General features: G+C 57.4%; 1 protein-coding gene and 5 pseudogenes. 5 read left to right on the top strand and 1 reads right to left on the bottom strand.

What is annotated here, in order from left to right; genetic code table 11:
- The 5 genes and pseudogenes from NKJ91_RS33305 to NKJ91_RS33285 form a co-directional block, all read left to right on the top strand.
- Positions 1 to 140: pseudogene (locus tag NKJ91_RS33305) on the top strand (IS256 family transposase); the annotation flags it as partial.
- Positions 141 to 789: 649 nt separating this feature from the next.
- Positions 790 to 2,367 (top strand): carbamoyltransferase C-terminal domain-containing protein, encoded by a 1,578-nt coding sequence (locus NKJ91_RS33300; protein ID WP_352458885.1) that lies wholly within the window; start codon positions 790 to 792, stop codon positions 2,365 to 2,367.
- A gap of 547 nt (positions 2,368 to 2,914) precedes the next feature.
- Positions 2,915 to 3,507, top strand: a pseudogene (locus tag NKJ91_RS33295) (IS21 family transposase); the annotation flags it as partial.
- 67 nt (positions 3,508 to 3,574) lie between these two features.
- A pseudogene (locus NKJ91_RS33290) lies at positions 3,575 to 3,856 on the top strand (ATP-binding protein); the annotation flags it as partial.
- A gap of 90 nt (positions 3,857 to 3,946) precedes the next feature.
- A pseudogene (locus tag NKJ91_RS33285) lies at positions 3,947 to 4,570 on the top strand (IS3 family transposase); the annotation flags it as partial.
- Between the two features lie 94 nt (positions 4,571 to 4,664).
- Here NKJ91_RS33285 and NKJ91_RS33280 read toward each other — a convergent pair.
- Positions 4,665 to 4,942: pseudogene (locus tag NKJ91_RS33280) on the bottom strand (serine hydroxymethyltransferase); the annotation flags it as partial.

The following is a 4,942-nucleotide window of genomic DNA, read 5'->3' as shown; positions in this document are numbered from 1 at the left end:
GCCATCGTCCGCCTGGTTGGCGCGATCCTGCTCGAACAGAACGACGATGGGCCGTGCAGCGCGCCAGATACATGACGCTGGAAACCATCAGCCAAATGAGCGACGATCCGCTCATCAGCCTGCCAGCCGTGGCACGCTGATCAGCCCGGCCCTTGCCGGAGCGCGGCGACCAAGCCGTCAGCTACACCACTCCCTGGGACACGATCCGATCCGCATTTCAGATCCACCTTCACCGCCTCAACGCCATGGCCGAATGGAAGGCCGTGGCTGGTTCGCTCGCCTAAATTCTGCCGCAGCCGCTTTCCTCCGACCAGTGTCGCACAACGTGACAAGCCCCTTGCAACTTTAGAGCCCCAATGGTCTGAGCTTTCCCGTTGTGGTCACTTCGATGGCGTCGTAACAGCCGTTGCCAAAACTTTGCCGGAACAGGCACAAAGCCGCATCAACTGATTTCGGCCAATATTCCAAAGATTCTATCATCCCTTGACGAGAAGCGGTCACGACATAGACACGTATGGCACATCAGAACTTAATATAGTGCACAAAAAGGAAACGATTGTAGAAAAGTTTCAAACAAATTCATAAAAATTTTAAACTGTGTAGCTACCGTATATGGTATTTAAGAAAACGACTTAGCCAAATGATTTAGCCATGCTTGGTCGTCACCCATAATTAGTCCTTATCCATAAATAGAGTATCTGAATGGAATACATGATTTTTAGTAAATTCTTTATCGAAACAAGTTTTCAATTCAATTGTATTTCAGTTGATGGCTAGGAGTTTGGTAACATGAGAATAATTTCGATGAAACCGGGCCATGATGGGGCAATTGCAGCACTGGATGGATCAGCAGCCGAGCTCATCTATTCCTACGAGGCTGAGAAGGATAGTTTTCCGAGATATTCGACCATTACCCCGACGACGGTCCTCGACGCCGCTGGCCACCTCGACGCCATTCCGGATGTGATTGCCGTCGGTGGGTGGGAGAACGCAGGATTCGCGCGCAACGTCTCCATCGCGGCAGGCTACTACGGCATAACCCAAGGGTCGGAGATTGTCGGCGAGAAGACTATCTTCGGCAGGAAGGTGCATTTCTATTCCTCGACGCACGAGCGCTCCCATCTCTGGGGCTCCTACGGCATGTCGCCGTTCCCCGCCGGAATGCCCTGCTATGCGCTGATCTGGGAGGGGGACCTCGGTGATTTTTATGAAATCGATGAGCGCCTGCAGGTCGTGCATTTGGGAAAAGTGATGTCGACCCCTGGCAACAAGTATGCTTTCCTCTATGCGCTGGCCGATCCGAAATTCGCCTTGCCCAAAGGACAATTGCGCTACGAAGACGCCGGCAAGCTAATGGCGCTTTGCGCCTATGGGCAGACCGGATCGCCTGACCGGGATGAGCAAGCGCTGATCGACTTCCTGCTTCCACGCCCCGGTATTCTGAGCTCGCTGAGCAAGGAGGATTTGCGGGAGTCGCCCTACTACAACATTGGTGTTACCCATCAGAAGTTCACCAACCTCGCCAAGCGCGTTTCGGACGCCATCTTCGATTCGTTCCACACCTTTGCGAAGAAGAACCTGACAAAGGGACTCCCGCTGCTGATTGCCGGCGGTTGCGGGTTGAATTGCGAGTGGAACCGCCGATGGATCGAAACGAATCTTTTTTCCGACGTTTTCATTCCGCCGTGTACAAATGATACAGGCTCGGCAATGGGGACCGCAGTCGACGCGATGCGGTATTTCACCGGTAATGCGAAAATCAAATGGAACGTCTATTCAGGCCAGCCTTTCACACTTGACGAAATTGACCACACCGGGCTCGAGGTCCATCCACTGGACTACGGCCAGGTAGCCGCGGCGTTGCTCGATGACAAGGTGATCGGCTGGGTACAGGGGAATTGTGAAATCGGGCCACGCGCGCTCGGCAATCGGTCAATTCTCGCGGCTCCTTTCTCAAAGGCAACCCATGAGCGGTTAAACCGCATCAAGAACCGGGAGGGTTTCCGCCCGATCGCGCCGGTTTGCCTAGAAGAGGACGTTGGGCTCCACTTCGACTTGGCAAGCCCGTCGCCCTACATGCTTCTTTTCCAGAAGGTTCTCGATAACCGGTTGGAGGCCGTCACGCATGTCGACGGAACTGCGCGGGCCCAGACGGTTTCGCGGGAGCAGAACCCGCACCTCTTTGAACTGCTTACCTCGTTCAAGGCGAAAAGTGGGGCCGGCGTTCTTTGCAACACATCGCTGAACTTCAGTGGCACCGGTTTCATCAATCGCGCAAGCGACTTGCTGACCTATGCCCGGGCCAGAGGACTCGACGGATTCGTTATCAACGATGCTTTCTATCTGCTCAAGGAGCCCATCGCGTAGTTTGCTGGTTGCGATTCTCTGAGAGCAACGCTCGGAGGAAGCCACGATTGCAGTGATGCGGACGGGTTGAGCCTTCGTATCATTGCCCATGCCAAGCTCAAAACGGACAAGATCTGTCACCTCCAGCTCTCGCAGCGTGAAAGCGAGTGGCGCTTCCGCGTTTAAGTTATTGGAACAAGGCAGGCGCAGCCCGATGCCAATTACCCGAGGATCGTCAGCAAGATCGGCAAGGCTCGCCGCAGCCCGCACATCGAGGACGAGTGACGACACACTGTGCCGCATGGAAGGGGCGAGGGGGTGGGTAATTACGATTCTGCCGTCATCGATGAAGCGGGCAAAGTCCTCCCAGCGCGAGAGCGTATAGTTGATCTGCGTGTCTCAGTAAGTCCCGGACACCTTTTCCGGTAAGTCCCGGACACCGTTTTCACTAACTCCCGGACAGTGATTCCGCTAAGTCCCGGACCAATTTTCTGGGGTGGATTTGACGGTCGGTTCTCGGCTGCGCCGTTCTGGCATTTTGGCTCTCATCATCGAACCGAGAGAGCCCATGCCAAGACGGAAGCAAGCGAGACGAACGAGCGTGAGGGATATCCGGACGATCCTGCGCCTGACCCATGAACAGGGTCTTTCGATGCGCGAGGTGGCAGAGCGACTGAAGATCGGCAAGACCTCGGTTTCGACCTATTTACTGCGGGCGCGGGAGGCGGGGCTGTCGTGCTGGCCTCTGCCTGCCGGCTTTGACGACGATGCGGCACTGGAACAGCGTCTGTTCCACCGTATGGGGCGTCCGCCGCCGGATCTGAGCGAGCCGGACTGGGCGCTTGTCGCCCGGGAGCTAAAACGCAAAAGCGTGACGCTGACGCTGTTGTAGCAGGAATATCGCGTCACCCATCCCGACGGCTACGGCTTCACCTGGTTCTGCGACCGGTTCGCCGCCTTCCGGCAGCCGGACAGCGCGACATTCCGCAACCGGCATGCGGCTGGCGCGGTCGACTATGCCGGGCAAACGGTGCCGGTGATCGATCCGGCGACCGGCGTCATTCACGCCGCCCAGATCTTCGTCGCGGTGCTGGGCGCCTCCAACCTGACCTTCGCTTTGTCAGCTTCAGCCAGAGGCTGCCGGACTGGATCGACGGCCAGACCGGCACCGGCAAGTCATGGCTGGCCTGCGCCTTCGGCCGGCAAGCGGCACGGCTCGATCATTCCCGTGCTCTATGTGCGCGTGCCGCGCCTGTTCAAGGATCTGGCGCTCGCTCGCCTCGGTGGCAGCTTTTCCCGCCTCATCGACAAGCTCACCCGCTTCCCATTCCTCATTCTCGACGACTTCGGGACCCACAAACTCACCGACCAGCAGCGCTTCCACCTGTTCGAAATCATGGAGGAACGCTGTCGGCGAAAATACACCCCGATCACCGCCCAAGTCCCCGTGGCCAGATGGCATGACCTGATGCAGAACCAAACACCGGATACTGCCGCCGTTCTCGACAGGATCGTTCACAACGCTCACCGCATCAGCCTTGAGGGCGACAGCATGCGAAAGCAACAAACAGCGCCCCTCTTGACCGGTGCCAAAAACGAGGGCCTCGAAGGCATCATCCGCGGCAAGCCGATCCGCACCACGGTGAGCGACAAGGCCGCACCTTGCCCTCTCGATCACGTCAATTGCCAGTTCCATGCTCCGGCGCCGAACATGCTGTGGGTCTCCGACTTCACCTACGTCGCGACCTGGACCGGCTTCGTCTACGTGGCTTTCGTCATCGACACCTATGCCCGCCGGATCGTCGGCTGGCGGGTGAGCCGGACGGCGCATGCCGCCTTCGTTCTCGATGCCCTGGAACAGGCATTACACGATCGACGCCCTGTTCAGGGTGGCGGGCTCGTGCACCACAGCGATAGAGGCAGTCAATACGTCAGCATTCGATACACCGAGCGCTTGGCGGAGGCCGGCGTCGAGCCCTCGGTCGGCAGCGTCGGCGACAGCTACGACAATGCTCTCGCCGAAACGATCAACGGTCCCTACAAGGCCGAGGTGATCCACCGACGCGGACCCTGGCGCTCATTCGAGGCCGTCGAGTTCGCGACGTTGGAATGGGCCGACTGGTTCAACAATCGCCGGCTGCTGAAGCCCATTGGCAACATCCCGCCGGCCGAAGCCGAGGAACGGTACTGCGCCATGCTGGAGGAACCAGCCATGGCCGCGTGACTCAAACGAAACGGCCTCCGGCAAACCCGGTGCGGTTCATTCCAACAGTCCCTGTGCCATGTTATCCAATTCTACTTCGTCGGCATGACGCCTACTACGCCACCCAGTTCCGATTAAACAAAGGAAGCCCTTGTGTGTTCGTCTTAACAAAAGCCCTCAAGTCCGCCACGATGTCCTGCTTACTGGTAGACGTAACGACCTTTCCAATCATAACGCCAAGCTCGAAAAATTGCTCTTCGTTAAATCCGCGGGTGGTCAATGCAGCGCTACCGATCCTCAGTCCACCTGCCTTCGATGGCGGAAGCGTGTCAAAGGGAATCGGGTTTTTATTTGTAACGACCTGACCTTCTAACAACGAGCGTTCAATCTCAA

The sequence above is a fragment of the Mesorhizobium sp. M0040 genome, from assembly GCF_040323505.1.
GTDB lineage: Bacteria > Pseudomonadota > Alphaproteobacteria > Rhizobiales > Rhizobiaceae > Mesorhizobium.
Note: the sequence above shows the minus strand (reverse complement) of the source record. Positions and strands in the feature narration are given on the sequence as shown.